At 38.2% G+C, this 24731-nt stretch carries 24 protein-coding genes and 1 tRNA gene; 5 read left to right on the forward strand and 20 right to left on the reverse strand.

The features are described from left to right. Nucleotides 1-128 precede the first annotated feature (128 nt). The 4 genes from LY28_RS19795 to LY28_RS09615 all read right to left on the reverse strand — a co-directional run bounded on the left by LY28_RS19795 (nucleotide 129) and on the right by LY28_RS09615 (nucleotide 3188). Complete coding sequence (locus tag LY28_RS19795; protein ID WP_110461970.1) at nucleotides 129-521, reverse strand: DUF2752 domain-containing protein; 393 nt, start codon at nucleotides 519-521, stop codon at nucleotides 129-131. A 38-nt stretch (nucleotides 522-559) separates the two neighbouring features. Continuing rightward, nucleotides 560-1372, reverse strand: coding sequence for a carbon-nitrogen hydrolase family protein (locus LY28_RS09605; protein ID WP_207658076.1), 813 nt, complete (start codon nucleotides 1370-1372; stop codon nucleotides 560-562). A gap of 176 nt (nucleotides 1373-1548) precedes the next feature. Next, nucleotides 1549-2907, reverse strand: coding sequence for a PFL family protein (locus LY28_RS09610; RefSeq protein WP_110461972.1), 1359 nt, complete (start codon nucleotides 2905-2907; stop codon nucleotides 1549-1551). Between the two features lie 11 nt (nucleotides 2908-2918). Next, complete coding sequence (locus LY28_RS09615) at nucleotides 2919-3188, reverse strand: ACT domain-containing protein (RefSeq protein ID WP_110461973.1); 270 nt, start codon at nucleotides 3186-3188, stop codon at nucleotides 2919-2921. Between the two features lie 502 nt (nucleotides 3189-3690). Between LY28_RS09615 and LY28_RS09620 the strand changes: the two genes are divergently transcribed. Continuing rightward, the gene (locus tag LY28_RS09620) at nucleotides 3691-5100 is read left to right on the forward strand and encodes a putative DNA modification/repair radical SAM protein (protein ID WP_110461974.1); all 1410 of its coding nucleotides are present in this window, start codon (nucleotides 3691-3693) and stop codon (nucleotides 5098-5100) included. After that, nucleotides 5084-5818, forward strand: a complete 735-nt coding sequence (locus LY28_RS09625; protein WP_110461975.1) for a TIGR03915 family putative DNA repair protein — start codon at nucleotides 5084-5086, stop codon at nucleotides 5816-5818. The genes LY28_RS09620 and LY28_RS09625 overlap by 17 nt, the downstream gene beginning before the upstream one ends. A gap of 103 nt (nucleotides 5819-5921) precedes the next feature. Here LY28_RS09625 and murD read toward each other — a convergent pair whose 3' ends face one another. Next, nucleotides 5922-7319: a UDP-N-acetylmuramoyl-L-alanine--D-glutamate ligase gene (murD, locus tag LY28_RS09630; protein WP_110461976.1), complete on the reverse strand. Its 1398-nt coding sequence runs from the start codon at nucleotides 7317-7319 to the stop codon at nucleotides 5922-5924. Nucleotides 7320-7599: 280 nt separating this feature from the next. Between murD and LY28_RS09635 the strand changes: the two genes are divergently transcribed. Next, nucleotides 7600-7686, forward strand: a tRNA-Leu gene (locus LY28_RS09635). A gap of 72 nt (nucleotides 7687-7758) precedes the next feature. Here the strand turns inward: LY28_RS09635 and LY28_RS09640 are convergent. The 8 genes from LY28_RS09640 to LY28_RS09675 form a co-directional block, all read right to left on the reverse strand. Next, nucleotides 7759-8556: a CheR family methyltransferase gene (locus LY28_RS09640; protein WP_110461977.1), complete on the reverse strand. Its 798-nt coding sequence runs from the start codon at nucleotides 8554-8556 to the stop codon at nucleotides 7759-7761. Nucleotides 8557-8899: 343 nt separating this feature from the next. Continuing rightward, the gene (locus tag LY28_RS09645) at nucleotides 8900-10927 is read right to left on the reverse strand and encodes a bifunctional 4-hydroxy-3-methylbut-2-enyl diphosphate reductase/30S ribosomal protein S1 (protein WP_110461978.1); all 2028 of its coding nucleotides are present in this window, start codon (nucleotides 10925-10927) and stop codon (nucleotides 8900-8902) included. Between the two features lie 12 nt (nucleotides 10928-10939). After that, nucleotides 10940-11614, reverse strand: a complete 675-nt coding sequence (gene cmk, locus LY28_RS09650) for a (d)CMP kinase (protein WP_110461979.1) — start codon at nucleotides 11612-11614, stop codon at nucleotides 10940-10942. A 1-nt stretch (nucleotide 11615) separates the two neighbouring features. After that, entirely contained in the window at nucleotides 11616-11984 is a 369-nt protein-coding gene (gene aroH / locus LY28_RS09655) for a chorismate mutase (RefSeq protein WP_110461980.1), read from the reverse strand. Nucleotides 11985-12105: 121 nt separating this feature from the next. After that, nucleotides 12106-12534, reverse strand: coding sequence for a HutP family protein (locus tag LY28_RS09660; RefSeq protein WP_110461981.1), 429 nt, complete (start codon nucleotides 12532-12534; stop codon nucleotides 12106-12108). Between the two features lie 136 nt (nucleotides 12535-12670). Continuing rightward, a complete protein-coding gene (locus LY28_RS09665) occupies nucleotides 12671-13159 on the reverse strand; it encodes a hypothetical protein (protein ID WP_110461982.1) in 489 nt (162 codons plus the stop codon). Between the two features lie 98 nt (nucleotides 13160-13257). Continuing rightward, nucleotides 13258-14511, reverse strand: a complete 1254-nt coding sequence (locus LY28_RS09670) for a BaiN/RdsA family NAD(P)/FAD-dependent oxidoreductase (RefSeq protein WP_110461983.1) — start codon at nucleotides 14509-14511, stop codon at nucleotides 13258-13260. Nucleotides 14512-14563: 52 nt separating this feature from the next. Then, nucleotides 14564-15454: a MurR/RpiR family transcriptional regulator gene (locus LY28_RS09675; RefSeq protein ID WP_110461984.1), complete on the reverse strand. Its 891-nt coding sequence runs from the start codon at nucleotides 15452-15454 to the stop codon at nucleotides 14564-14566. Between the two features lie 463 nt (nucleotides 15455-15917). On the opposite strand from LY28_RS09675, the gene LY28_RS09680 reads away from it, so the two are divergent. Next, a complete protein-coding gene (locus tag LY28_RS09680; protein WP_110461985.1) occupies nucleotides 15918-16562 on the forward strand; it encodes a hypothetical protein in 645 nt (214 codons plus the stop codon). Nucleotides 16563-16593: 31 nt separating this feature from the next. Here LY28_RS09680 and LY28_RS09685 read toward each other — a convergent pair whose 3' ends face one another. The 4 genes from LY28_RS09685 to LY28_RS09700 form a co-directional block, all read right to left on the reverse strand. Beyond that, on the reverse strand, nucleotides 16594-17988 hold the full coding sequence (locus tag LY28_RS09685; RefSeq protein ID WP_110461986.1) for a tetratricopeptide repeat protein: 1395 nt from the start codon (nucleotides 17986-17988) through the stop codon (nucleotides 16594-16596). Between the two features lie 255 nt (nucleotides 17989-18243). Continuing rightward, on the reverse strand, nucleotides 18244-19788 hold the full coding sequence (locus tag LY28_RS09690) for an oxaloacetate decarboxylase subunit alpha (RefSeq protein ID WP_110461987.1): 1545 nt from the start codon (nucleotides 19786-19788) through the stop codon (nucleotides 18244-18246). A gap of 75 nt (nucleotides 19789-19863) precedes the next feature. Further along, entirely contained in the window at nucleotides 19864-20235 is a 372-nt protein-coding gene (locus tag LY28_RS09695; RefSeq protein ID WP_110461988.1) for a biotin/lipoyl-containing protein, read from the reverse strand. 93 nt (nucleotides 20236-20328) lie between these two features. Further along, nucleotides 20329-21879, reverse strand: a complete 1551-nt coding sequence (locus LY28_RS09700; RefSeq protein ID WP_110461989.1) for an acyl-CoA carboxylase subunit beta — start codon at nucleotides 21877-21879, stop codon at nucleotides 20329-20331. A 230-nt stretch (nucleotides 21880-22109) separates the two neighbouring features. Here LY28_RS09700 and LY28_RS09705 point away from each other — a divergent pair, with 230 nt between their 5' ends. Further along, nucleotides 22110-22601 (forward strand): DUF5362 domain-containing protein, encoded by a 492-nt coding sequence (locus LY28_RS09705; RefSeq protein WP_110461990.1) that lies wholly within the window; start codon nucleotides 22110-22112, stop codon nucleotides 22599-22601. Between the two features lie 56 nt (nucleotides 22602-22657). Here the strand turns inward: LY28_RS09705 and LY28_RS09710 are convergent, their stop codons facing one another. The 3 genes from LY28_RS09710 to LY28_RS09720 form a co-directional block, all read right to left on the reverse strand. After that, entirely contained in the window at nucleotides 22658-23365 is a 708-nt protein-coding gene (locus LY28_RS09710; protein ID WP_110461991.1) for a pseudouridine synthase, read from the reverse strand. A 294-nt stretch (nucleotides 23366-23659) separates the two neighbouring features. Continuing rightward, complete coding sequence (ytfJ, locus tag LY28_RS09715; protein ID WP_110461992.1) at nucleotides 23660-24124, reverse strand: GerW family sporulation protein; 465 nt, start codon at nucleotides 24122-24124, stop codon at nucleotides 23660-23662. Beyond that, the gene (locus LY28_RS09720; protein ID WP_110461993.1) at nucleotides 24072-24698 is read right to left on the reverse strand and encodes a DUF2953 domain-containing protein; all 627 of its coding nucleotides are present in this window, start codon (nucleotides 24696-24698) and stop codon (nucleotides 24072-24074) included. Before LY28_RS09720 ends, ytfJ begins: the two co-directional genes overlap by 53 nt. Nucleotides 24699-24731: the final 33 nt, after the last annotated feature.

A 24731-nucleotide genomic window follows, 5' to 3' on the forward strand; every position in this document is an offset into this window, starting at 1 on the left:
TTCTCATTATCCCGCTACCTTGCCCTTTCAAATAGTTTTTTTCATGCGGCAAGGCATATATTGCCCGCTGCATCACATAAATTTCATGTATTTTTAATTATAATACAAAACTGAAACTTAATCAATTGTCAATATAAAGGAATAAAGTTTCTTATTATAAAATACAGTAAAAATATAAATATTACAACAGCCCAAAATCTTTTATTTCTCGGTAAAATACGAGCCGGCAGTCCAAATATATAAAATATCAGCTCCAAATATGCGAAAGCACCTACTATTATAAAGAACACAGGAGTAATATTGTATTTTAAGGAACCAAGCATATCTCCGTTCAGCAAATTCTGCACACTTCTGGTATTCCCGCAGCCGGGGCAATATATGCCAAAATAATTGTATATGGGGCAAGCGGGGAAATGTGTGCTCAAGTTATATATATAATTCTTAAATATATAAACAAGGGCGGCTGCAAAAATCGGCAGAACGCAAACAATTAATTTCATCAAAAAAGGCTTTTTGTGCATAATTCCCCCAGCTTAATCCGGCATAAATGAGCCAACGGTCAGTTAGCTTTTTCAGCAGATAGTTTTGCCACAGGTATTTGTTTCCGGATACTATCCACCAAATCCAAATTAATTTCAGAAATAATAACCTGTTCATTTTCATCTGCTCTCGATATAACTGTCCCCCACGGGTCGCAAACCATTGAGTTTCCATAAGCAATATACCCTGCCTTATTGTCCCTTGCGGGTGATACGGCTGCGTGGAACAGCTGATTGTCAAGAGCTCTTGCTCTTACCAGCAGCTCCCAATGTGCCGGTCCTGTTATCATATTGAAGGCCCCGGGTGTTATGATTATTTTCGCACCCGCTTTGCACATTTCACTGTAAAGTCCGCAAAAACGCATATCAAAGCAAATTGCAATACCTATTTTGCAGTATTCGGTATCCACAACAGTAACTTTATTCCCGCAGGATAATACATCAGACTCTTTAAAGGATATACTCTTCCTGATATCTATGTCAAAGAGGTGAATTTTTCTGTGCCTTCCGATGATTTTGCCAGTTCTGTCAAATACAGCACAAGTATTATAATATCGCTCTTTATCAAGCTCAGGAATTGAGCCTGCAATTACATATATATCATTATACTCCGCCGCCTTTGAAATGACTGATAGAGTTTCACTGTCTCTCAATTCCTCGGCATACAGAGGAAAGTTTTGCGTACCGTAAGGACACGTAAACATTTCAGGTAGCACAGCTATATTTGCATTCCTGTCTTTGCATTCTTCAATCATACGTGCTGCTTTTTCCAGATTATACTGCTTATCACCGGTAACCTTCATCTGACACAGACCAAGCCTTATATTATTCATCAAAACCTCCGTCTAACCCGCCCAATGGTTAAATATCAAATTATAAAATTATTTTACTGAGGAGCCTATCAATGGTTTTCCGCAAAAATATGCAAATAGCTGCCGGCATTTAATCGTCATGTCAACAGCTATTTTACTTTAATTCAGAATAAAGCATAATTTGCCTATATATAATTTTAATTTTTCAGACTGTGTAAAGGAGCCGGTATTCGTCCGCCTCTTTTTATAAACTCGGAGCTTCCGAATGAACTCACCTTCATTACAGGTCCGGAACCCAGAAGACCTCCAAACTCAACTATATCGCCTATTTTTTTGCCCGGGGCAGGTATAATTCTGACAGCTGTAGTTTTAGTGTTTACAACTCCGATTGCAGCCTCATCTGCTATAATTGCTGAAATTGTATCGGCTGATGTATCCCCCGGAACAACAATCATATCAAGTCCAACCGAGCACACGCAAGTCATTGCCTCCAGCTTTTCAAGGGACAGTGCACCGCACTTTACAGCTGAAATCATTCCTGCATCCTCACTTACAGGGATAAATGCTCCGCTCAAGCCTCCTACAGAGGAGGAAGCCATAACTCCTCCCTTTTTAACCGCATCGTTCAGAAGTGCCAGAGCAGCAGTAGTTCCGTGAGCACCGCACTTTTCCAGCCCCATTTCCTCAAGAATATAGGCAACACTGTCTCCGATTGCAGGTGTAGGCGCAAGGGATAAATCAACTATTCCAAAAGGTACCTCCAGCCTGCGGGATGCCTCTCTGGCAACCAGCTCGCCCATTCTTGTTATCTTGAAGGCAGTCTTTTTTATTGTCTCGGCAACCGTGCCGAAATCTGCTCCCTTAACCTTTTCAAGGGCACATTTTACCACACCCGGACCGCTGACACCTACATTAATAACACATTCCGGTTCTCCGATACCGTGGAAGGCTCCTGCCATAAACGGATTATCCTCAACAGCATTTGCAAAGACAACCAGCTTTGCACATGCCAAAGCTCCGTTATCTGCCGTAAGATCGGCACATTTTTTGATTACTCCTCCCATTTCTGCAACTGCATCCATGTTTATGCCCGCTTTTGTGGATGCCACATTTACGGAGGAGCACACCATTTTCGTAGTACTCAGTGCTTCGGGAATTGACGCAATAAGCTTTTTATCACCCTTTGTATATCCCTTCTGCACCAATGCGGAAAAGCCTCCTATGAAATTTACGCCGACAGTTTCGGCGGCTCTGTCCATTGCCTTTGCAAACCTAGTATAATCCTCACTCTCACAGCTTTCAGCAATCAAAGCTATAGGTGTTACAGAAATTCTCTTGTTTATTATCGGAATACCATATTCTTTTTCAATGTTTTCACCTGTAATAACAAGCTTTTCAGCATACCTTGTTATTTTATCATATATTTTATTACAAGAGATATTTATATCGGAATGACAGCAATCTCTAAGGGAAATTCCCATTGTAATTGTTCTTATATCTAAATTTTCCTTCTGAATCATATCTATTGTTTCAAGTATTTCAAAAGTTCCTAACATCTGCTCTCACCTCATATCCTATGCATGGAATTAAAAATATCTTCATGTTGAATCTGAATCTTAAGTCCCAGCTCAACTCCCTTTTTGTCAAGCTTCGCTGAAAGAACGTCAAATGGAATATTGCAGCCGGAAATATCAACAAGCGTAATCATTGTAAAAACATCCTGCATTATTGTTTGAGTTATGTCAAGTATATTTACATTACTTTCGGCAAGAATATTGCTTACTCCCGAGATAATACCAACCCTATCTTTTCCTAGCACCGTAATGACTGCTTTCACGATAAAATACCTCCAATTATATAAACTTATTTTCTGTACTGCTCAAATTGAAAATTCTTCCGTTACTCTGATTAAAACCAGAATTGATTATAATTATATTACTTTGTTATTTAAATATCAATTATAATTAATCTTATTAACTCAACTTTCCGTTAATAAATGTGAGTACCTGCTATTTCAACCGGAAAAGCCGGGCTGATAAAAAATAAATCCCTGCTTAACTCAGTTAAAAATGCCAAAATAAGTTTGTATTGTTATGACGAAATTACAGTATAATAACTGCGGAGCACTCTCCATCCACAGTATTTCCATGTGCCGATACTATGCAAACCGAAAACACAGAACATATGTTTGATTTTTAATATATTATATGCTATAATTTAAAAAACGGTAATTATACGGCTTTGGCAAAAGCTTTAATTTGTTATATAAAAATAGGCATGAAGGTTAGCCACAGTTGCTTTATAATATTTTGCGCCGGTGCCCGGCACGGGGGGGTAATATGAATTTATTTGATAAACTCGGTATACTTGCTGATGCAGCTAAATATGATGTTTCCTGCTCCTCAAGCGGCGGAACCAGAAATAATAAAAACGGGGTCGGCAACAGCCATGCTGCCGGTATATGTCATACCTGGTCTGATGATGGCAGATGTGTTTCTCTTCTTAAAATTCTGCTGTCAAATGAATGTATATATGACTGTGTATACTGCGTCAACAGGGCTTCAAATGATGTACCACGGGCGAGCTTTACTGCAGATGAGGTCATTGAACTCACAATGAATTTTTATAGGCGTAACTATATAGAAGGACTCTTTTTGAGCTCAGCCGTTCTGAAAAACCCCAGCCACACTATGGAATTAATGCTTGATATAGTCAAAAGGCTCAGAAATGAACATGGCTTCTACGGATATATTCACATAAAAGCCATACCGGGTGCCGATGAAAGGCTTATAAATCAAGCCGGCATGTTTGTTGACAGAATGAGTGTCAATATAGAGCTGCCGTCTGACAGGGGCCTTGAGGTGCTTGCACCTCAGAAGCCCAAAAAAGCTTTGCTAAAGCCTATGCAGCAGATAAGCAATAAAATAATCCAGCTCAGAGACGAGCGAAAAATATACAAAAGGGCAAGTTCCTCAGGCTCCTTAAAAAGAGAGCTCTTTGTTCCTGCCGGTCAAAGCACCCAGCTTATAGTAGGTGCCACCCCCGATAAAGATTTAAGTATCCTGAAGCTTTCTGAGGCCTTGTACGGCAGCTTTAATCTGAAGAGAGTATATTACTCTGCTTTTGTTCCCACCCTGACAGATCCAAGGCTCCCGGCTTTAATAAAGCCTCCTCTGCTCAGAGAGCACAGACTTTATCAGGCTGATTGGCTTCTGAGATTTTATGGGTTTTGTGCTGATGAATTACTCAGCAAAGCAAACCCTGACTTTAATCCTGAGCTTGACCCAAAGTCGGATTGGGCTCTCAGAAACCTTCATTTATTTCCGGTGGAAGTTAACTCTGTTGAATATCAAATGCTCCTGAGGGTTCCGGGCATAGGTGTTAAATCAGCCCAAAGAATACTTGCGGCAAGAAGGGCCGGCAAATTAAGCTTTGACAATCTAAAAAAAATCGGTGTTGTTTTAAAGCGAGCCGGACATTTTATCACCTGTCAGGGGAAAACCTATGATACTTACAGCCAGAACGAATCTCTTGTCAAGGAATCACTTATGTCTGCCAGACTGCTTCCTCAAAACAAAAAATATATACCGGGACAAATGTCTTTATTATCAACAATTAATGAAAGCGGAAGCAATGAAAGCATGTCAGATTTATATGTCTTTGATTCTCCTCAAAGCACAGAGCAATGGCTTAGTTACTACAACCAGCCGCAGGATGGGAGGCTTTTGCTGAGTGATATACATTTATGACGGAACATGGGATTGCTTTTTGACAGCAATCCACCATTATTATTATGACAGGCAGGATGTTGCCGATATGGAGTCTTCTGTCTCCTTTTGTGCGAATCTTATTGATGAATACCGGGAGATTAATACCGATATCGATAAGGCTAAAACGGTTGAACAGGCAATACTGACCAAAATATCCAGCGAAAGCCTTGATAATATAATCAGGTGTTTTTTTTCCGAAATCAAGGGGTGTGAAATGAGTATTCTGAATTATATAAAGCTTGGCTTTAAAATCGGCAGCAAAATAGACAGCATGCTTGGCACGCAAGCTGTTTTAGACGTTTTGATACCTGCACGAAAGGTAAAGGTTGAGTCACATCGTATGCTTGGTTTGCTCCGCTTTGAGCTCCTTGAAAATGACATTTATTATGCGCCTATCCAGCCTGACCACAATATAATTACCTTCATAGCACCGCATTTTAAAAGCCGTTTTGCAGATCAGAACTGGGTTATCCATGATATAAAGAGAAATCTTGCGGCTTTGTACAACAAAAAAAACATGATTATTTCATATATGGACCTAGACAATATTCCTGACCGTCATGCTGATGAGCTAAAATTTCAATCACTCTGGAAAAACTATTTTAACCACATTGCAATAAAAAGCAGAATAAATCCCAAGCTCCAGAAGCAGTTTGTCCCTAAGCGTTATTGGAAGCACCTTACAGAAAAGAAATAAAATAAGGAAATTCCTCTGCCACTCTATAATATATATCAGCCAATACTGATAGTTATTGATTGATATATATTATAAGCAGACAAAGACCCATTTATATATTGGCTTACTTCAGTTTATTAACCAGCTCCTTGAATGTATTCCCCCGGTGTTCGAAATTCTTGAACATGTCAAAGCTGGTACTTGCAGGTGATAAAATTATGCAGTCTCCCGGAGCAGCTTCCTCATAAGCTCGGCTTACTACCTCTTCATACGTGTTGCAATGAATTATTTTCACTTCACATTCACTATCCGTTTGATTTATATAGTTACATAATGCTTCTTCTATCTTGGGAGCAGTAGCACCAATCAATAAAAGGCATTTAACCTTTTCAGCTATTATCTGTCCTATTGAATCATATGGTATTCCTTTGTCTTTGCCTCCTGAAATCAGGATTACTTTATTTTTAAAGGTACTCAGTGCGGCTATTGTTCTTGATGGACTGCTGTCTATTGAACTGTTATAAAATTTAATGCCATTCAGCTCCCTTACAAGCTCAATCCTATGCTCAACCCCGTTAAATGAAACAGCTATTTTTTTGATAGTTTCAGGCTTGACATAATCTATGGTTGCAGCAGCTGCAGCCATATAGTTTTCAATATTATGAACGCCGGGTATTATAATGCTTTCAGCATCGACTATCTCAATCTCTTCATTTTCATTTTTTACAACAATCTTATTTTCTTTAAATATAACACCGGTATCAACTTTATTTAATCTGGAAAAGTATACGCATTTTCCTTTTGCCTCACTCCCAAAGCCTCTGGTAATGTCATTATCATAATTTAATATTAGTTTATCGTTTTCAGTCTGGTTTATAAAAATATTTTTCTTCGCATCAATATACTCGTTTAGTGACTTGTGTACATCAAGATGATTGGGAGAAATATTTGTTATTACAGAGACAGAAGGGCAATTCCCAATAGTCATAAGCTGAAAACTGCTTAGCTCAAGAACCACCTTGTCGGTTTCCTTCACCTTATCTATTTTACTTAATAGCGGTGTGCCGATATTGCCGCCTAACCAGCAATTGTAGCCCTCCTCTGTCAGTATTTTATAGATTAGTGTCGTAGTTGTTGTTTTACCGTCACTTCCCGTTACAGCAAATATCTGTGCAGGACAAAGGCTTATAAAAACCTCCATTTCTGAGGTAAGCTCAGCTCCTTTTTCTACCGCATTTAATAACTGAGGCAAGTCCGGTCTCATACCGGGTGTACGGAAAATCACGTCAAAGCCCTCAAGCTTCTCCAGATAATCACTGCCCAAGCTATACCGAACCGGAAGCTCATTAAGCTCTGAAAATGCATCAGATAGATTTTCAGAGGTATTTTTATCAAAGGCGGTAACATTGACACCTGATTTAACCAGATATTTTATTAATGGGATATTGCTGATGCCAATACCCAATACCGCTACCCTTTTATTTCTGATGCTGTTTTTAAACTGTTCCAGCTTATTGTTCATAATTATGTCCAGGCCCTATATATGACATGGCATCAAATACCGGCATGGACTCGCTCCCCCTTTTCTTTTTTTAGTGGATTACTGCATAATTGACCATAAAACAATATCTATCGTCCGAAGACCTGAACCAAAATTGACTTTAGTCAATTTATTCAATATTAGCTTCAATCCTCTATCATTTTAATGTTTTTATATTAAATAATCTATAATTTAATTTTTTTAAATCTTCTATTGCATTATTATTTCATTTATAGTAAAATACATATTGCAGTCAACTTACGCGGATATGGCGGAATTGGCAGACGCGCATGGTTCAGGTCCATGTGAAAGCAATTTCATGCAGGTTCAACTCCTGTTATCCGCACCAAAAGAGTTTGAAATTTATTTTTCAAACTCTTTTAATTTTTAACCCATTCTTTAAATTTTATAACTTATTTCCTTAGTTTAGAATATTAAAGTTAAAATTGTCTTCATCTTTCTCATAGAAAAATGTTTTAATAGATTTGAAGTTATATTTATTTGCCATAATCAATTGCTCAGTACTGCCGACAAATAAAATCCCCTGTGAATTCAAGGACATGTTAAATTTCTTGTAAATATCATTCTTTGCTTCATCTGTAAAATAAATAAGAACATTTCTGCAAACAATCAAATCAATTCCCTTTGGATATGTATCCCTTAAAAGGTTAAATTGTTTAAACTCAACACAGTTTTTTACTTCATCCTTAATTCTATAGCTGTCACCTATTACAGTAAAGTACTTTGACTTCATATCCTTAGGCAAGTTTTCCAGACTTTTAGATGAATACACACCCATTTGAGCCTTCTCCAAGGCCTCCAAATCAATATCCGTAGCAAGTATTTTTATAGAACTCAGCGGCAGCAACTTATTCAACACCATTACAAGAGTATACGGCTCGTCGCCTGTAGAGCAAGCAGAGCTCCAAATTGATATTTTTTTCTTTTTAATCAGAAGAAGAGGAAAAATTTCTTTTTCGAGGACTTCCCACTGATCGGGATTTCTGTAAAATTCCGAGACATTTATGGTAAGATATGTAACAAACTCTTTCAGCAACTCCTTATTCAGCTTTAAAGCATATACATAATCTGAATATGTATCAAAATTATTCTTTTTGATTAAGGCATCAATTCTTCTCTTCATCTGCTTCTCTTTATAAAGAGAAAGATTAATTTTCGTAATTTTAAGTATTTCTTCTTTAAAGCTCTCGTAATCCATAATAAACCACCTCATAAGTATAATAATCTGATAGATGCATCCCATAGTCAATTAATATCGGCTGATCACCTCCATATTTTATCGTGCGGGGATTTCAGCCATAATTGACTTTATGAAGGTATTTCTGTACGTCTGTTCATATATAATAAGGATGTACCTAGGTACATCCTTATTTATATTAACAATACAGAATACAAATTCAGGCAGTTTCTCTAACTCCGCCAGAGTCGCTATTCAAATCTATGCTGATACAGCTTTCAAAATTAAATAAAATTCAATTACTATAGGCTTAATCCGCCTGAAAAAACGGTATATCCTCGTGATAGCTGAACCGTAATTAATTTTAGTCATCATTCAAGCTGGTCAAATTCTCGGCAATTGTATTAGTCATATCCTCTTTATGTTCAGTCAGAAGCTCTTCATCAGCAGCTGCAGCAGGCTCTTCCTTTTTTGAGCCGACAGGATCAATCGGATTGACTTCTTTTATGCTGAGGCTAATCTTTTTAGCTTCCATATCAAGCTCTGTAATCTTTGCCTCAATCTCCTGACCTATTTTGAGAACATCTCCGGGCTTACCTATTCTTACTGATGATATTTGTGAAATGTGTACAAGCCCGTCAAGTCCCTGCTCAATTTCTACAAAAGCACCAAATGGTACTAACCTGACTACCTTGCCCTTAATAACATTTCCAACCTCATATTTTTTAATTGCACTTACCCAAGGATTATCCTCCTGCTTTTTATAACCAAGGGAAATACGCTTCTTTTCCTTATCAAAATCAAGAACAGATACAGTTATGTCATCTCCAACCTTTACAACCTCAGACGGATGCTTTATTTTATTCCATGACAGCTCTGATAAATGAACAAGCCCGTCTACTCCGCCTATATCAACAAAGGCACCAAAGTCCATAAGACTCTTGACCTGTCCCTTGTAAACCTTGCCGATTTCTATTTTATCCCAGATCTCACTTGAAGCAAACTCTTTATTCTTCTCAATTAATACTCTGGAAGAACCTACTACCTTCCTCTTTTGCTTGTTCATTTCAATTATCTCAATCTGCAATACTTGCTTTACGTATGATGATAAATCCTTTATAAACCTATCACTGATTTGAGATGCAGGTATAAATATTTTAACGCCGTGTGAATAACCAATAACACCGCCGTTTACTTGTTCATTGATTTTTACGGATATCGGACGCTTAGCTTCAAAAGCCTCTTCAAGAACATCCCAGCCTTTAACGGCATCAACCTTCTTTTTGCTAAGCATTACATTTCCTTCGCCGTCATTAACTCTTACTACAAAAACATCAACTTCGTCTCCAACTTTAAGTGATTTTTCAGGATCAAAGTCTGTGTCATCAGAAAACTCCTGCATTGGAATAATACCATCTGATTTGAAGCCCAAGTCAACATATACTTCATTCAAATTATATCCAATAATCCTTCCTTTCGTGATTTGGCCAGTTGTCAAAGTAACTAGCGAGCTTTCAAATGCATCAGCAAAGCTCATCTCTAAATCCTGTTTATCTAATTCACTCATGTTATGAATAACCTCCTTGATTACCCAGTCAGGTGTTGACGCCCCCGCAGTAATACCAATTTTTTTAATTTTTTTTATATCAACCGGTGGAATATCACTGGCTGTTTGTATTTTAAAGGTTCTCGGACAATTATCTTTGCAAATCTCATACAGCTTATTGGTATTTGAACTGTTCTTTCCTCCGATAACTAAAACCATATCCACTTCTCTTGATATTTTTTCAGCTTCGGTTTGCCTTTTGTCCGTTGCATTACATATTGTATCAAATTTTAAAACATTTTCAAACCTTTTATTTAAACTCTGTATAATTTTTTCCCATTTTTCTCGAATAAATGTAGTTTGGGCAACCACACATATACTTTTTTTTATCTCCGGCAGCGAACCCACCTGTTCGCTGCTGTCAATAATCAAAGCACTGTTGCCGCACCAACCGTTTATTCCGATAATCTCCGGATGCTGTTTGTCTCCGATAATTATTATTTGATAGCCTTCCTTGTGCTTTCCGTAAACCAAACGTTGTATTTTTTCAACATAAGGGCAGGTCGCATTTATAACCTGAATGCCTTTATTTTCAAATTCCGAAATCACGCCGGGACCTACACCGTGAGCTCTGATTACAACCTTAGCAGGCACCTCTGCATCTTCCGGATTATCAATGGCAGTTATACCGTGCTCCTCTAATTTGTTAACCACCTGATCGTTATGAATTATAGGCCCGAGGGTATATATTTTGTCCTCTGTTCTTTCTGCCAGATCAAATACTATTTTAACGGCATTATTCACACCGAAACAAAAGCCGGCAGTACTTGCCACAACTAAATGCATTTTTACCTCCATTTAATTTGAACAGCAGTAATTATTATAAAAATACATAATTCTGTCAACCACTTCATCTATTGTCATTGAGGTTGAATCCACCTCAATTGCATCAGAGGTCCTTACAAGGGGTGCAAAGGATCTGGAGCTGTCATTGCTGTCTCTTGCCGCCATATCGGATTTAACTTCGTCAAAGCTGACCTTCTGTCCCTTTTGCATCAGCTCCTCAAATCTTCTTCTGGCTCTTTCATCTGCTGCTGCCGTCAAAAATATTTTTAAATCCGCATTAGGCAAAACATATGAACCTATATCCCTTCCGTCCATCACTACATCCCTGTCGGAAGCTATTTTCCTCTGAAGGTCAACCATTTTCAGCCGTACCTCCCTGAAAACCGCAACAGCTGATGCACCGGAGGATACCTCAGGTGTTCTTATTGACTCGGAAACATCAATACCGTCAAGAAATATCTTCTGGATATTGTTTTCATGTGATATGCTTATATCAATATCCTTAATCAATTTTGCCAAATCCGCCTGAGATTTGGTATCCATACCGCTGCTTATGGCTTTTAAAGCTACTGCCCTGTACATCGCCCCTGTATCCAGATAAATAAATCCAAGATTTGCAGAAACTTTTTTTGCTATAGTACTTTTTCCGGCTCCTGCAGGGCCGTCAATAGCTATACTTTTTGACATACTAACCTCCCGCGCTTATATCAGGTCTTAGAATCTTTGCACCCTTGAGATATACATGATTTATTTCATTATTTGCCTTTTCTGTGTTAAAATGTATCAATACTCTGATACAGCTTTTCAGACTGTCAGGTACATTTATTTCATTGGTACACATTAATGAAATATCCTTCCAGCCGATTTCTCTGGCAGCAACTGCCGGAAACGCCGCATTTAAATCATGGGTAACCGAAAATATCACACTGATTATATCTTCACTGTCTAATCCGTTTCTTTTTATTATTTCGACAAGAAGTTCATGAGTTCCTTCTAAAATTGATTTTTTTGTATTTTCGGCAACAGTTATTGCCCCTCTTATAGATCTTACAGGCATTACATCCTCCAGCCTCCAATGCTTGCTATCCGAACGGTATTGTTTATGACGTATTCTATGACGTTATAACAAGTTAACAGCTCTATTCCGAACGGCAATATTGGATTAATATTAAATCTATTTATACAACCCTGTGTCCAAGTCCAATTGCAACTTCATTTAAATTCAACAAGCCGATTCCAAAAAATATAGCTACGCTGATATGATCTTTATATCTTGCAATACCAATCTTTCCTCCCACATTAAGTCCGATTGCCTTTGGCATTATCTGAGATATGGCTTCTCTTGTAGCTCCCGCAACAGCACCCTGCTCAGCATGACTTTCAGATATGACACCTTCGCGCTTGGAGGCTACAACTGCCCTCTCAACTATTTTCATGACAGATGTGATAAATTCGCCGCCATAATCCACAGCAGCAGATTGAATGCCAATTTGATTAAACTCCAACTGGAGTTTCTTTTCGGAAGCTCTGTCATTAGTAAGCGCTATCTTAATGGCCGCACCTGAAATATCCTTACTTCCGTAAGCATAAGCCTCATCCTTTTCCATACTAACCTCCACGCCCAATCGGGTACAAAAATTTGGTAAAGGCTTCGTGACGGTGAAAAGCCAAAAAACCTATAAGACTTATTATATAGGTTTTTTGGCAATAAAACAATGATTAACTTTATATTGATTAAGCATATTAATAAAATTTTATTTTAACTAATTTCTGAATATTTGATTCCACCTTTGCAACAGTACCGGCGCACTTGCTGTTTATATTTTGAGATACTGCGTCAACTTTTACCATATGCCCTGTCAAGCAGTGACTGCCATCTATTTCGATAACATCCCCTTCATTAACCTTAACATTCATTATCAGATTTTCAAACATTGCCACAGTATCACCGTTCACTAAAATTTGTACAGTGGGATCAGCTTCCGTACCAATCATTTTTAAAGTTATCTGGCCTTGCTTATAAAGATAGTCATCCTTATCCAGCGGCACACCCAGACTTTTATCCGTCAGCTTAAAGGTCTCCCTGACTGAGGGCACCCCCAGCACTATTTGAATAGCTACCAAAAGAAGGAAGCTTAAAATACATATGCCAAACAGCAAATTTTCAAAGATTGTATGCTTATCTTTTTTGCTTTCATTTCTTTTTTTCAACCTAAAAAAATTAATTTTCATTTGCATGCCCCTAATTTGTATACTAATGTACAAAAACAATAATATTATTTGTTAATAGTATGCACAAATTACAGACAGCTTACACATTATTTCCTTATTTAATCAGCTTCAGCCTCAGCTCCGCAGCTTATTCCCGCCAAATATCCGGTTGAAAAAGCAATAGTAAGGTTAAAGCCTCCGGTATAAGCATCCACATCTATTATCTCACCCGCAAAAAATAAGTTTTTCACTTTCTTAGATTCCATTGTTGAAGGATTGATTTCACCTGTTTTAATTCCTCCCGCAGTAACTATCGCCTCTTTTATGGGTCTGGCTGCAATAATGGTTGCTTCCATGCTTTTAAAAAGAGCTGCCAGTCCTTTTCTCTCTTCCCTCGTAATCTGATTAACAGCCTTTTCTGCATTTATTCCTGACAAATAAATTATAACCGGAATAAGCTTCTGCGGAAGCAAATCATCTAAAGCATTCTTAAATTGCTTCCTTGAGTATTTATCAAAATCTCTTTGGATTCTTTCATCCAGCTTTTCCTCCGAAAGAGCCGGCTTTAAATCTATAGAAAGCTTTATATCCTTAAAGTCATACGAAAGAAGATGCCTGCTTGCGCTCAATATTACAGGACCGGATACTCCGAAATGAGTAAAAATCATCTCACCGAAATCATTATAAATTTCTTTGCCGTTGGGATTTCTGAATTCCACCGCTACATTTTTTAATGATAAGCCTTGCAGCTCCCTTGCCCATGCTTCCTTAACAACCAAGGGAACCAGCGATGGCTTTAAATCAGTTATTGTATGGCCTGCTTTTTTTGCAATCTGATATCCGTCTCCCGTCGAGCCTGTTCCGGGGTATGACATTCCTCCAACAGCAAGAATAACAGCGTCTGCCTCCATAATCCTGCCGTTAATGAGTTCTACCCCCTTGGCATTGCCATCCCTTACCAGTATTTTTTTAACGGCAGATTCCGTCATTACCTTAACCTTACTATTATTTAAAAACGTGTGAAGTGCATGCATAACATCCTTGGCAGAATCAGATGCCGGAAATACCCTTCCTCCCCGTTCAACCTTCGTATTAACACCAAGCTTATTTATAAATTCTATCAAATCCTCATTTGAAAAGGTATAAAAGGCCGAGTACAAAAAATTACCGTTTCCGGGTGTATTCTCAATCAAGCCTTCGATATCTGTGGCATTTGTTATATTACACCTTCCTTTGCCGGATATAAGGAGCTTCTTTCCAAGACGTTCATTTTTCTCCAGTAAAACAACCTCACTGCCTCTTTGGGCAGCAATGCCTGCAGCCATAATACCAGCAGGGCCGCCGCCTACAACTATTACCTTGTTTCGAGTCATACCTATCCTTCCTTAAAGCCATAAAAGTCAATTAATATCGGCTGAAGAAGCTCTACAGCTTGCCGTCATGATTGTCATCCTTGTCATAAACATTATATTCATCCCAAACCTTTTCAAGATGCTCAAAGGTATTGTATACTTCGTTTTTTCGCCTCATACCAATAGCGGCAATAAGTGCGTTTATAACACTCAGCGGTGCAACAAGGGAGTCCACAAATGAAGCCATATCACTTCTTGCAAGCAAGGACATGTTTGCACACTGTGCAACAGGAGACTCAACACTGTCCGTCAAGGCAATTGTCTTAGCTCCCTGATTCCTTGCAAACTGTAACGCGTTGATGGTTCTTTTTGAGTAACGGGGATAGCTGATACCAATAACAACATCCCCCGCCTGAGCCCGCATTATCTGTTCAAACATTTCGCTTACACTTGTTGTATGGACAAGCCTGACATTGTCAAATATTAAATTGAAGTAAAATCCGAGAAAACTTGCAAGAGTAGCTGAGCTTCTCACTCCAAGAATAAAAATTCTGTTTGCCTCCAAAATAGTCTCTACAACATTATTAAAATCATCAAGGTCAATTTGATCCAGTGTTATCTTTATTTTCTCTATATCTGACTGCAGTACGCTTTTTAAAACATTATCCTCGTTTATTCTGTTTGAAGAAACCTCTATTCTCTGCACAGATGTAAGCTTGCTCTTTATAAGCTCCTGCAGCACCTTCTGAAGCTTTGGATAACCGTCATATCCCAGCTCTATGGCAAATCTCACAACTGTTGATTCACTGACTCCAACAATCTCTCCGAGTTTGGCTGCCGTTACATATGCCGCCTTATCGTAATGATCGACAATATAATTGGCAATAAGCTTCTGACCTTTGCTGAAGCCTTCATAACGCTCTTGTATTATGTTCAATAAATCATTATTCTTTTGTGTATTCATAACCTCACCAGCCTAAACATTAATGTAATATATTATTCTGTATGCAAATAACCAAACTCAAATAAAAACTTACTTACATTCTACCTTTTTGCAAGCTAAAAATCAAGCTCTTGCAAATTATGTTTATTTATTAATAGGACTTACATTCTCAAAGGTTTAAAACTGATTATTTCCAGGAAATACAAGTAAATTCATAAATACTTACGAATAAAATTTCTGTATTTGACAAAAAAGATAACATATAAATAAAAAATATACTAATAATAAAAATTAAACACTCTGCTTTCCCAATGAAAAATCTACCGGTGCCCAAACTTATCAAAGGCCTGCTTTAAAATTATTGCTTGAATAATGGTTCCTGCGATTATTTCTAACCTGTCCTTCATTTAATAAGTTTGCACACCTTAAATTTTCAGCCGTAAGGAAGTTTGTTTAAGTATTCCAACCCTGTAGGAGAATTTTTATGATACAAATAGATGATGCAGGAAGCGGCAGCTTTGTCGGAGGAACTTGTATCGGTTTTTATAGGCCGGAAACAAATGAATACTATTTCGATATTATTCCTGTTGAATTATATAGCTTTGAAAACTTCAAAAAAAAGCTTTATCTGGAGGATGTCCTTGCTATAGCAATTAAAGCCTTTGAAGCTCTTAATGTAAACAAAAATGAAACAATAGAAATTTGCAGGGGATATATGTTTGAAAAACTCAAAGGCTGGTTGTCTTCGCAGGGTTTCTGCTGGTATGTAACCCAGATTACAGGCAAAATTCAGGATGTTGTTGAAAAAAACTTTGAATTGTATACAATAAATCTAGGCCTTCCGGCTGAATATATAAAATATACAAGATATCCCTTTCATTTTCATAAGCTTTTGAGATGGGTTCTGTCTGATTATGACAACAGGATATCCTTATGTAAGGTTGGATGGAAAAGCTGGCAAAGGCTCAAGGATATAAAAACAACTGTTTCTTACGGAAAAATGAAGCATACCAATTTTTACTGTCTGAAATGCGGCAAGCGCATAAAAGCCGGCACAGATGTTGCTGTTCTGGAATTCTTCAGTAACAAGCGTAATTATATATATTTGCATAAGAAGTGTAAAAATTAATTTGCTTCCCGTAATTTATTAAAACTTCTGATTATTTATTTTTATATTTATCTATAAGCTCCTTAAACCTTTGTGTGTTTTTGTATTTATCATATACGGGGTCTGCTTCTGACAGCTCCCAAACAGGACAATCATTCTTCAAGGCCAGCTCAACATTTTCATAAAAGCCAGCTTCGTTTTCTTCCGATGCGTATATTTCCGATAAGGTGGAATAAGCATATCCGTTTTTGCTATTTAATCCGATAGCCTTATTAACGTCATCTAAAGCTAAGCTCATATTTCCCATGCCTATGTATGAAACAGCACTTCCGTTATATAAATCAGACAGCTCCTCTCTGTTATCTTCCGGTATTAGCTCTAACGCCCTTTGATAATCCTCTATTGACTTGTTAAGACTCTCATTATATTTTTCAAGTTCAGATGCTTTTTTATACTCCATGGCTAAATCACAGAACGTGCTGGCTCTGTTTATAAGATATAATGAATCCTTTGGAATGAGCTTAAGGGCATTATTATAGTCTTCCATTGCTTTATGGTATTTTTTCTGCTCAGAATAGGCATTTCCCCTGTTATTATATGCCGCAGCATGCTCCCTGTCATATTCGATAGCCTTTGTATATAAATTTATCTTCTCGTCAATATTATCAGAATTATAGGCTTTATTAAAATACTCTGATGCTTTTGCCTTATTTTCGGATTCCTTTGCCTTATTTTCGGATTCCTTTGCCTTATTTTCGGATTCCTTTGCATTATCAGCCAATTCGTTTACTTTAGCTATAATAGCTTCCAATTCACCCTTGGTTTTTGTATAATTAGCCTCCAACTCCTTTATCCTGTCATCAGCCAAGGATTGAAAGCTTGTCTTTATTCCCTCCAAATCTATCGCTATTGTTTCATAGCCTTTTTGCACACCCTCATATGAATCCTGTGTTGCCACGGCACATTCAGCCGCCGTCCTTGCTTCCGTTTTTACGGTTTCAAATTCCTCCTTTGATTTATCATATTCTGTTTTTGATTCATTGAATTTTAGTATGGAGGTATTATAATCAGCTTTTGATTTATCAATTTCTTTTTCTAATAAATTGAACCTATAATTTTGAAGAATAAAGGTTCCCACTGTTGAAACAGCTACTATTATTGCAATTATTACCGAGAGCAGTGTCAGCAGGGAATTTATTCTATTTATGGTGTTATCGGCAGATGCCAGAATATTATTCTCCTTATCAATCAATAGCTTGTTAATATCCGCCTGAACAGCTAATTTATCTGATAATTCAGCTTTTTCCTTATTAAGCTGCTCTATTTTCTGCTTTAACTCCTTTACCTGTGTATCCTCATTACTATCTGCACGGCAAATCTGAGTAAATGAAGCAAATATAATAAGCATAGCAAAAAACAAGCAGACACATACAAAATTTCTTTTCATTCTCTCACCTCCTTAAATAACTTGATATAACAAATAAGTTATTTCAACATATAATTTCAAATTCCTTTATTTTATGAATTTTTTTGAACACTTTTAAAAGGCTTCCAGCATATTGAACGCTGAAAGCCTTTTGGAAGGAATATGTGTATTTGTATCCGTATTGCAAGGAATTCCTCTTAACAGATACTTTTAATTGCCAGATTATTTAGTTCCTGCTTACGGTGGCAGCATGTATAAATACAATTTTTATTCAATTTATATTTTTGTTCTGAATCTCTCAAGCATACCATACAGGCCCCATTTATTCTGATTGTTAATCCTTGAGATATTTCCCACGCAGTACTGCTTGCCGTCTCTTTTGCCTATTTCGGAAACTGCGGCTGAAATTGCGGCGACTACCTCCGGATTTATATCGCCCTTTGCCTTTGGAGCGTTTTTAGCGGCTTCAGACTTTTGTCTGTCCTCTATTCTCTGCTTAAAGAACTTTTCGGCAACCTGCGGAAGCATAGCATATGACAAGACATCCTCCTCCTGTTCAAGGAAGTCCTTTATTTCTCCTTTTATCTTTTCAAGCTCAGGCTCGATTAAATCCGCCGGCCTGCATGTTATAGGCTTTTCATCCCCTAAAATCTTTTTCATAATTTCTTCGCTGACAGGTGCGGGGGTCTTTCCGTATTCACCCTTGACAACGCCCTTTGATTCCTTCGGAACCATCTTGTATCTTTCACCTGTTATAACATTAAGAACAGCCTGTGTTCCGACAATCTGGCTTGAAGGCGTAACAAGAGGAGGATAACCGAAATCTTCCCTTACTCTGGGTACCTCCTTCAAAACCTCTTCATATTTATCCAGGGCATTTGACTGCTTCAGCTGGGAAACAAGGTTGGAAAGCATTCCTCCTGGAACCTGATATATGAGAGCATTCACATCAACACCCATAACCTTTACATCAAGCAAGCCGCTTTCAATATACTTTTCCTTTAGTGGTCTGAAGTAATCTGCAATCTCACTGAGCTTTTCCAGCTCCAGTCCAGTGTCATGGGGTGTGTTCTTAAGAGTTGCAACCAACGGCTCGGTAGGCGGCTGTGAGGTTCCCATTGCCATAGGGGATATTGCACAGTCAACCACATCAACACCTGCCTCAATTGCCTTCAAATATGTCATTGAAGCAACACCGCTTGTATAATGGGTATGCAGCTGTACCGGCACGCTTACATTTTCCTTGAGTGCCTTGACCAGGTCATATGCCTGATAGGGAACTAACAGTCCCGCCATATCCTTAATACAGATTGAATCAGCTCCCATGCTTTCAAGTCTTTTTGCATCCTTCACAAAAAGCTCCAGACTGTGAACAGGACTTACAGTATAACAAATACAGCCCTGTGCATGTCCGCCTTCCTTTTTGCAGGCCTTCATTGCTGTTTCTATGTTTCTGGGATCATTCAGTGCATCGAATATTCTCATGATATCCATACCGTTGGCAATGGCCTTTTGTACGAAATATTCCACAACATCATCCGCATAATGCTTGTATCCCAAGAGATTCTGACCTCTCAGCAGCATTTGAAGCTTTGTTTTTTTTGCAGCATTTTTTATTTTTCTGAGTCTCTCCCAGGGATCCTCATTCAAAAATCTCAAGGATGCGTCAAATGTAGCTCCGCCCCATGCTTCTAACGAGTGGTAGCCTATATCATCAAGCTTCTCGACAATCGGAAGCATATCCTCTGTTCTCATTCTGGTTGCAATAAGTGACTGATGTGCATCTCTGAGCACTGTTTCAGTAATTCTTACTCCTGCCATGATTTGTCCCCCTTTTCTAATTATTTCAGCTCTTTCAGACTTCCCGGCATAAACTGTAACCGGGCTTGGTCCTTTTTATTCAATAACAGCCATAACTTCACGCGCAACAACAGACTGACCCGCGCTTACATTTAATGCGGCAACCCTTCCGTCTATCGGTGAAACTATCTCATTTTCCATTTTCATAGCCTCAAGTATCAGCAATACCTGTCCTTTTTTAACAGTATCTCCCGCGGCAGCCTTAACCTTTAAAACCGTGCCGGGCATAGGAGCAATTACCTCTCCTGTATTGCCTGAAGCCGGCTGTGCTGTTTTTGCGGCACGCGGCGCGGCAGATTTCGACGCCATTCTTGCTGCAGGTGCGGCAGCATTTGAGGCCGCTCCGCCAACTTCCTGAACCTCTACCTCATATGGGTTTCCATTAACCTTTATAATATATTTGCTCATAAGCTATTACCTCCGTTTTGCCTCAGCGGCATCTTTTATCATACATCAGGCACAAATATGTGCGAGACTTAATTTGCAGTATCTTAACAGATATCAAAGCGGAATATTACCGTGCTTTTTAGCAGACCTGTTCTCTCTCTTTGTATTGAGCAGCTCAAGAGCCATGATTATTCTTAATCTTGTTTCTGACGGCTCTATAACATCGTCAACATAACCTCTTGCGGCAGCGACATATGGATTTGAAAATTTATCTCTGTATTCTTCTATTTTTTCTTTTCTGGTTTCAGCAGGATTTTCAGAAGCAGCAATATCCTTTTTGAAAATTATGTTTGCGGCTCCGTCAGGCCCCATTACGGCTATTTCTGCTGAAGGCCATGCAAACACCATATCTGCTCCTATTGTTTTGCTGTTCATTGCGATATAAGCTCCACCGTATGCCTTTCTCAAAATGACATTTACCTTTGGAACCGTTGCCTCGGAGAATGCATACAACAGCTTTGCGCCATGCCTGATTATACCGTTGTGCTCTTGTGCCACACCCGGTAAAAATGCCGGAACATCCGTCAAGGATAACAGCGGAATATTAAAAGCATCACAGAAGCGTACAAAGCGAGCAGCCTTATCTGCCGCATTCATGTCTAATGAACCTGCCATTACCTTTGGCTGGTTTGCAACTATACCAACAGATTTTCCGTTTAACCTGCCAAAGCCTATTATAATATTCTGTGCAAAATAGCTCTGTATTTCCATAAAATTGCCGTCATCGACAATATGCCCGATGACCTCGTACATATCATATGCCTTATTTGACTCCTCAGGAATAATTTCATTAAGACTGTCAGCTATCCTGTCTGCACTGTCAGTTACGCCATAATACACGGTATCTGAAACATTGTTGTCGGGAATAAAGCCGAGCAGTATTTTTATATCCTCAATACATTCCTGCTCATTTGCACACTTGAAGTGTGCCACACCGCTCACTCCCGTGTGTACCTCTGCACCTCCGAGAGCTTCTGCGGAAACATCCTCACCTGTTACCGACTTAATTACCTGAGGTCCTGTTATAAACATCTGGCTGGTTTTGTCAACCATAAATATAAAGTCTGTGATAGCAGGAGAATATACGGCTCCGCCTGCACAAGGCCCCATAATTACTGAAATCTGAGGTATAACACCCGATGCAAGCGTATTCCTGTAAAAAATATCCCCATAGCCTGAAAGCGCATCCAAGCCTTCTTCAATTCTTGCTCCGCCCGAATCATTAATTGATATAAACGGTGCTCCCATTTTTAACGCCATATCCATTACCTTTGTAATCTTTTTGGCATGCATTTCACCCAGTGAACCGCCTATAACCGTAAAGTCCTGCGAGGAAACAAATACCTTTCTTCCGTCAACTGTACCGTATCCTGTGACAACACCGTCACCCGCAAGCTTCTTCTTCTGCATGCCAAAGTCAAAGCATCTTGATTCAATAAAAGCATCTACCTCTACAAAACTGTTTTCATCAAATAACAAATCTATTCTTTCTCTGGCAGTCAGCTTTCCATCATTATGCCTTTTATCAATCTTATCCTTTCCACCGCCTAATGCAATGGAACTTTTCAAGCTTTTCAAGCTCTCGATTTTTTCACTCTGTGACATTTGCCAATCACCTCTTTAAGAAAATTATATATGACCAATACTTATTATTAGTTATTATTACCTAGTAATAAGTATATAATATGCCATTATATAGTGTCAAGGTATTGAATTGAATAATTATAATAAAATATATTTTATAAATTAACAAATTTTATTCTTTTGTATCATATTGACTAATGCTATAATTTACGTGTAATATTTTAAACAGATACTTCAGGGAGTGTGAATAAATGGATAATCCAAACGAAACAAATCCTAACAAAGAATACGATTCAGACATGCACGATATGCAAGCGAACAGACAAAGCAATTTTTACGGTATGGACAATCAGCAAGACCCTTACAGCATGAACGGATATCAGCAGACAGCCTTTTTTATGAATTCCATAATTGACAGTCTTTCAGGATGGATGAGGTTTATGGGCATATGCACGTTCATATGCGGAATACTGTCATGCTTAGGCATAATAACAGCGGTTATAGGTGTACCCTTAATTTTTGCAGGAATTGCTCTTCAAAAGAGCTCAAAAAGCCTTAAAGCATACAAACAGTACAACAACTCCTATATGCTCAACGAAGTCTTTATATCCATGAATAAGTACTTTAAAATTCAGGGGATACTGACTATCGTTGCGGTTATTGTTTTGATTATCTGTATTATAGTATCTGTATTTTTTATGATTATGGCATATTTTTCATTTAATAATTACTACTATTATTAGTACCGGTAATAAAACTACAGGTTAGCATCAGCGGGTATATACGGGCTGAAAAAACCTCAGCAGAGGCTTTTCAGCTCTTTTTCCGAAAGCCTTCTCCACTTTCCCTCCGGCAGCTCGCCAAGAGCCACAGAGCCTATTGATATTCTTTTTAATGAGAAAACCTTATGACCTATTGCTTCACACATTTTTCTCACCTGTCTGTTTTTCCCTTCATGGATTGTTATATGAACTAATGAATTGTTCCTTAAGCTGCTTATAATTTCTATCTTTGCAGGAGAAGTAGTATAATCCTCTATTTTAAGCCCCTCCTCAAACATTTTTATTTCCTTTTCGCCGGGAGCCCCTGAAATAACAGCCTCATATACCTTATTAATCTCGTGCTTCGGGTGTGTCAGCTGATATGTAAAATCTCCGTCATTGGTCAGCAGTATAAGTCCCGAGGTATCATAATCAAGCCTGCCTACCGGATATAGCCGTATATTGATATCCCTTACAAGATCCAATACCGTAAGCCTTCCAAACTGATCCTTTGCGCTTGAAACATATCCCGCAGGCTTATGAAGCATTATATATATTTTTTCCTCTTCAAGAACTACAGGTTTCCCGTCTACGGCAACCCTGTCCCCGGAGGAAACCCTGACTCCCATATCTGTAACTGTCCTTCCGTCCACGGTAACTCTGCCCTGCCTTATAATGCCTTCGGCTGCTCTTCTTGAAGCAATGCCTGCATGTGCTAAAAATTTCTGCAATCTCATATCTTCCATTTATATAATATCCTTCTTGACTAAATATGTATCAAATGTATTTTATTATTCGTTAATGACAGAGTCAATATAAAGTTTTAGATTAGTCTGAAAGCAAAACCCGAACTGCTTTAAAAAGGACACATATCATAAAGTCAATTACGGTTGAAAACTTGTACTTCAGAAGGCTTTCAGCCGATAGTAATTGACTTCCGATATTTTATCGTGCGAAGGCTTGAACCGCATTGACTCTTCCGGCTATTACCGGCAAAAAGACGAGAACTTTCAGTTCCCGCCTTTAAATAAAACACCTTTTTAAGCTTCCTCATCTTCCTTGTCTTCTTTATCCTCTTTTTTCTTTTTCTTATTGCAGCCGCCGTTATCCTTTTTATCGGAATGTCTTGAACATAAGATGTCATTGATTTTATCAACTACTCCCGGTATAAGATCTAAAACCTTATCTATAGATGTATTTATATCCACAGGCAGCAGCTTTACCTGATTTTCACCGCATACCATAAATGCAACCGGATTAATTGAAACTCCTGCGCCGCTGCCTCCGGCAAAGGGCAATTTGCCCGGCCCCTCTTCACTGCTGCCTGCTTGCTGGCCATAATCACCGCCTCCGGCAGCAAATCCGAAGCAAACCTTGGATATGGGAATTATCACCGTCCCATCCGGTGCCTGAACAGCATCTCCTACGATAGTATTTACATCAACCATTTCCTTAATACTTTGCATTGCTGTAGTCATTAAACCTTCTATTGGATGCTCTGACATCACCATCACCACCTTTTCTGTTTTTCAGATAAAATATTAATAATTGTTTACACATAAGTATAATGTTTACAATTCTTATTCTAAATATGCAGCCTATATTTAATTTCCACATTTTTTCCTTGAAATCCGCTTCAATTATAATTTTTTTATTTTTAACAATAAAATTACTGCAAACAGCTGTCTCCAGCAATCCCGATAAATTCCACAGCAATCCATACAGAAAGGCAGTGTTAAAAGCATCTCCGGTTCCTTCCTTGAGATAAACCTCTATTTCTTTAATGGTAACTCCCTTTTTCAATATTTTTAACGCTTTTAATATATCAGGAAAACTCTTTTTAAATATCTTAAAATCTATTTTCTTACCGTAACTTTTCTTCTTTTTCTTATTTTCCTTTTTCCTTGCAGGATAAACCGCAATATCCTTCTTAAACTTATCGCCAAAAAAGTAAACCGTTACGGAGACATTACAAGCAAGGCTTTCCATAATAAATGAAAAACCCAAAGTAACCCTGCCCCATATTATTAATATAATTACAGTAAAAGCAATAGCTGAAAATACATAAAAAATAACCAAGAGTGAAATCACCTCCTGGTTATTTTTGACACT

The sequence above is a fragment of the Ruminiclostridium sufflavum DSM 19573 genome (assembly GCF_003208175.1).
Taxonomy (GTDB): domain Bacteria; phylum Bacillota; class Clostridia; order Acetivibrionales; family DSM-1351; genus Ruminiclostridium; species Ruminiclostridium sufflavum.

Bases quoted from the DNA above. Each gene is read 5' to 3' on its own strand.
- LY28_RS19795 (WP_110461970.1), bottom strand. From the start codon at position 521: ATGCACAAAAAGCCTTTTTTGATGAAATTAATTGTTTGCGTTCTGCCG.
- LY28_RS09605 (WP_207658076.1), bottom strand. From the start codon at position 1,372: ATGAATAATATAAGGCTTGGTCTGTGTCAGATGAAGGTTACCGGTGAT.
- LY28_RS09610 (WP_110461972.1), bottom strand. From the start codon at position 2,907: ATGTTAGGAACTTTTGAAATACTTGAAACAATAGATATGATTCAGAAG.
- LY28_RS09620 (WP_110461974.1), top strand. From the start codon at position 3,691: ATGAATTTATTTGATAAACTCGGTATACTTGCTGATGCAGCTAAATAT.
- murD (WP_110461976.1), bottom strand. From the start codon at position 7,319: ATGAACAATAAGCTGGAACAGTTTAAAAACAGCATCAGAAATAAAAGG.
- LY28_RS09640 (WP_110461977.1), bottom strand. From the start codon at position 8,556: ATGGATTACGAGAGCTTTAAAGAAGAAATACTTAAAATTACGAAAATT.
- LY28_RS09645 (WP_110461978.1), bottom strand. From the start codon at position 10,927: ATGCATTTAGTTGTGGCAAGTACTGCCGGCTTTTGTTTCGGTGTGAAT.
- cmk (WP_110461979.1), bottom strand. From the start codon at position 11,614: ATGTCAAAAAGTATAGCTATTGACGGCCCTGCAGGAGCCGGAAAAAGT.
- aroH (WP_110461980.1), bottom strand. From the start codon at position 11,984: ATGCCTGTAAGATCTATAAGAGGGGCAATAACTGTTGCCGAAAATACA.
- LY28_RS09660 (WP_110461981.1), bottom strand. From the start codon at position 12,534: ATGGAAAAGGATGAGGCTTATGCTTACGGAAGTAAGGATATTTCAGGT.
- LY28_RS09665 (WP_110461982.1), bottom strand. From the start codon at position 13,159: ATGAAAATTAATTTTTTTAGGTTGAAAAAAAGAAATGAAAGCAAAAAA.
- LY28_RS09670 (WP_110461983.1), bottom strand. From the start codon at position 14,511: ATGACTCGAAACAAGGTAATAGTTGTAGGCGGCGGCCCTGCTGGTATT.
- LY28_RS09675 (WP_110461984.1), bottom strand. From the start codon at position 15,454: ATGAATACACAAAAGAATAATGATTTATTGAACATAATACAAGAGCGT.
- LY28_RS09680 (WP_110461985.1), top strand. From the start codon at position 15,918: ATGATACAAATAGATGATGCAGGAAGCGGCAGCTTTGTCGGAGGAACT.
- LY28_RS09685 (WP_110461986.1), bottom strand. From the start codon at position 17,988: ATGAAAAGAAATTTTGTATGTGTCTGCTTGTTTTTTGCTATGCTTATT.
- LY28_RS09690 (WP_110461987.1), bottom strand. From the start codon at position 19,788: ATGGCAGGAGTAAGAATTACTGAAACAGTGCTCAGAGATGCACATCAG.
- LY28_RS09695 (WP_110461988.1), bottom strand. From the start codon at position 20,235: ATGAGCAAATATATTATAAAGGTTAATGGAAACCCATATGAGGTAGAG.
- LY28_RS09700 (WP_110461989.1), bottom strand. From the start codon at position 21,879: ATGTCACAGAGTGAAAAAATCGAGAGCTTGAAAAGCTTGAAAAGTTCC.
- LY28_RS09705 (WP_110461990.1), top strand. From the start codon at position 22,110: ATGGATAATCCAAACGAAACAAATCCTAACAAAGAATACGATTCAGAC.
- LY28_RS09710 (WP_110461991.1), bottom strand. From the start codon at position 23,365: ATGGAAGATATGAGATTGCAGAAATTTTTAGCACATGCAGGCATTGCT.
- ytfJ (WP_110461992.1), bottom strand. From the start codon at position 24,124: ATGTCAGAGCATCCAATAGAAGGTTTAATGACTACAGCAATGCAAAGT.